We start from the raw sequence: 3,317 nt of genomic DNA, 5'->3' as shown, positions 1-3,317 counted from the left end.
CTGCACAGGTAAGCAATGTTCGATGAGGGCAAATTGTGCTGGCGTGATCTCCATGTCCAATAGTTTAACCTCCCCAACCACTAGCGTTAACAGGACCTAATCTGCTGCATCGTTGTTCAATGTGCAGTGCCAGGGAGCGGTCATGCCGAAACGTGGATCAGATAACACGCCATCAACAATGCCTGGCGTTGCCCGGCAATTTTCGCTGCCACTGGTACAGGCGGAAGGCGAGCCGGCGACATCGCCACTGCTGGCGGCTGCCGACCCGCGTTACAGCAATTACATCGTCTATGTCGATGAAAGCGGCGACCACGGCCTGGAGTCGGTAGATCCCAACTATCCGGTGTTTGTGCTGACCTTGTGTGTCTTCCACAAAGGCCACTACGCGCAACGCGTGGTTCCCGCGATTGAGTCATTCAAGTTCAGGCATTTCGGGCATGACGTGGTGATTCTCCACGAGCATGACATCCGCAAGGAAAAGGGACATTTCCGCTTCAGTGATCGGTTGGAAAAGACGATTTTTCTGGACGAGCTGACGGGCATCATCGGGTCGCATAACTTCATCCCGATCAGCTGTGTCATCGACAAGACACGGCTGAAGGAAAAGGCCCAGACCGCAGACAATCCCTACCACCTGGCGCTCGCATTTTGCCTGGAAACACTTTTCGAACTGATGCAGGAAAAGAAGCAGGACAACGTTGCAACGCACGTGGTGGTTGAATGCCGTGGCAAGAAGGAAGACCGCGATCTGGAGCTGGAATTCAGGCGGATCTGCGACGACGCAAACCGCTGGGGCCGGCAACTTCCCTTCACCATCGTCTTTGCGGACAAAAAGGCCAACTCATCTGGCTTGCAACTGGCTGACCTCGTTGCGCGGCCCATCGGGCTATCGGTACTTCGCCCGGATCATCCCAATCGCGCATTCGACGTGCTGCAGCGAAAATTCTTCTGCAAGCAGGGCCGGCGCCAATTGGGTGTCGACTATGAAGGCTGGGGCCTGAGAATTTTCCCGCCGCCAGAAAGCGAAAAGCCCCGGTGATCTCACCGAGGCTATGACGCCGACCGGGAACTCCCAGTCCACTTAGGGTGCGAGTCTAGAGTTCTGGACCGAAGAATTCAAGGTTGCGTGCTACAAAACCGGGTCAGTCAGCACATCGCATCCATCAGCTGTTGTGACGGCTGAAAGCAGAACGATTTGCAACACAGGGCGATCGGTACAGCTCCATCGCGGCCAGGGCCGCTCCTACTAAAGCGGCGATTGGGCAAATTCCAACCCAAGCGCCTTGACCCGCACCCGCGCCAGCATCGCGTGCGAAGTCATGTACAGCGTATGGCCGTCGTTGCCGAAGGCGCAGTTGGAGATGGGTTCGCCGGTTTCGATGCGGCCCAGCCTGCGGCCGTCGGGGGCGAACACGATGACGCCGCCGGGGCCGGTGGCGAACAGGTGGCCGTCGGCGGAGACCGCCATGCCGTCGGGCAGGCCGGGCGAATCCTTGGCGACCAGATCGGAGGCTTCGGCGAACACGCGCTTGCCGGTCACCGCACCGGCTGCGTCGAGCGTGTAGGCCATCCAGATCGGGCGCTCCGGATCGGAATTGGCCACGTATAGGGTGCGCGCATCCGGCGACAGTGCGATGCCGTTGGGAAGGCTGAGGCTATCGTCCAGCAGGTGCACGCTGCCGTCGGTGTCCAGCCGGTAGACGCCGTTGTAGCGCAGCTCCTTGACCGGCGAATCGTTCATGCCCTTCAGGCCGTACGGCGGGTCGGTGAAGAACACCACGCCATCGCTGCGGCGGACCAGATCGTTGGGGCTGTTGAAGCGGTGGCCTTCGAACTGCGTCGCCAGCGGCGTCTTCTTGCGCGTGGCCGGGTCGAGCCTGGCGACGATGCGCGTGCCGGAGTCGGCCAGCAACACGGTGCCGCCCGGTTCGGCATACAGGCCGTTGGCGCCGGCTTCGCGCAGCGTGGCCTGCTCCGGGCCACTGTAACCGGATGGCGACAGCAGGACCGACAGGCCTGCGTCCTCGGACCAGCGATAGAGCGTGTTTTCCGGCACATCGGTGAACAGCAGATAGCCACCATTGCGGACCCAGGCCGGGCCCTCGGACCAGGTGAAGCCTTCACTGAGTTTCTCGATGCGCGCATCGCCAGCGACCACAGTGCCGAAGCTGCGATCGAAGGTGGTCAGCTGCCCAATCGCAGGAAAGCGCGGCGGCGGGGCTTTCTTCGTGGTGCACGCGGCGAGCACCGCAAGCAGGGAAAGGGCCAACAGCAAGCGGGACGGCAGTCGCATCGGGAAGCCCGGTTCCAGGTCGGGCCATGATGCCATCAAGGTCGTGCCAGTTGTCGTGAACGGCCGTATCCATGGGATTACGCGCTTGGATCGCGTCGTAGATGCCCTGGAGTCGTCGACCGGTAGGATCGCGAATTTCCTCAGCGTTGCTCGCGCGCTTTCGTCTCGCTTTGATGCGTCGGGACGTCCATGCCGATCCGCTTGGCTGCCGCCAACAACTCGGCCTTGTGTCCTTGAGCCGGCCATCCAGTAACGATCTCAACAACGCGATTGGCATCCACGAAGTAAAACGTCGGCGTTGCCCACTGCGTCACCATCGGCCAATCGCTTTTACGGAAGGCCAACGACATCTGCTGCTGCGGATAACGGCTGTTCCAACTGGCGTACACCGAAAAGTCGTCTTGTCTGCTCGGTGGAGCCATCCATATTGCATGAGACTGCATCAATTCGCTTAAAGCAGGATCCTGACGGATCGCAACAATGGCTTTCTGTGTATAACCGCAAAGCGGATCTGCGATGACGATGATGACGCGACCGGCATCGCCCCGCGCTGCTTCATGCACCAGCCGCGTGCCATCTTGTGTGACGCGCAATTCGCTTGGCATACCGGCGGAGATGATATGCGGCTCGACGACTTCCGGAGGTGGATGCTCCAGATCAGCGGAATGCAGCGCGAAGAAGTGCTTGGCGGCGGCAAAACTGCGTGCTGCCAGCAAGGCGCGATAGGTCTGAATGACATCATACGGCTGGGAGGCATGCAGACGCTCCAGAGCGCCCAGCGCCTTGACCTGATCTGCAGTGATGCGGGGATCGGCAGTATAAAACGAGGCCACGTTGGTGACCTCGAAAATACGCCGGGCATCGGCACTGTTCAACGTCGACCATCGTTGATCGGCCATCGACCCGATGCCGGTTTTCTCGTAGCTTCGCTTTAGAGCGGCTAACAAAACCCAGGAAGAAGGCGTAAGCAGATGATGGAGGATGCGAGCGAAAGCAACGCCAAGTGGAGATCGATGCGACGTTC

General features: G+C 60.0%; 2 protein-coding genes and 1 pseudogene. 1 reads left to right on the top strand and 2 read right to left on the bottom strand.

The genetic code is table 11. The features are described from left to right. Positions 1 to 142: 142 nt before the first annotated feature. Positions 143 to 1,039, top strand: coding sequence for a DUF3800 domain-containing protein (locus XarbCFBP7408_RS21750; RefSeq protein ID WP_258072296.1), 897 nt, complete (start codon positions 143 to 145; stop codon positions 1,037 to 1,039). Positions 1,040 to 1,246: 207 nt separating this feature from the next. On the opposite strand, the gene XarbCFBP7408_RS21745 is transcribed toward XarbCFBP7408_RS21750, so the two are convergent. Then, entirely contained in the window at positions 1,247 to 2,293 is a 1,047-nt protein-coding gene (locus XarbCFBP7408_RS21745; protein WP_104564677.1) for an SMP-30/gluconolactonase/LRE family protein, read from the bottom strand. A gap of 940 nt (positions 2,294 to 3,233) precedes the next feature. Then, positions 3,234 to 3,317: pseudogene (locus XarbCFBP7408_RS21735) on the bottom strand (IS5/IS1182 family transposase); the annotation flags it as partial.

Source organism: Xanthomonas arboricola pv. guizotiae, assembly GCF_002940205.1.
Taxonomy (GTDB): Bacteria; Pseudomonadota; Gammaproteobacteria; order Xanthomonadales; family Xanthomonadaceae; genus Xanthomonas; species Xanthomonas arboricola_C.
This window is presented reverse-complemented; position numbering and strand designations above follow the sequence as displayed.

What these genes read in the sequence shown, in the direction of transcription:
- XarbCFBP7408_RS21750 (WP_258072296.1), top strand. Translation starts at nt 143, where the DNA reads ATGCCGAAACGTGGATCAGATAACACGCCATCAACAATGCCTGGCGTT.
- XarbCFBP7408_RS21745 (WP_104564677.1), bottom strand. Translation starts at nt 2,293, where the DNA reads ATGCGACTGCCGTCCCGCTTGCTGTTGGCCCTTTCCCTGCTTGCGGTG.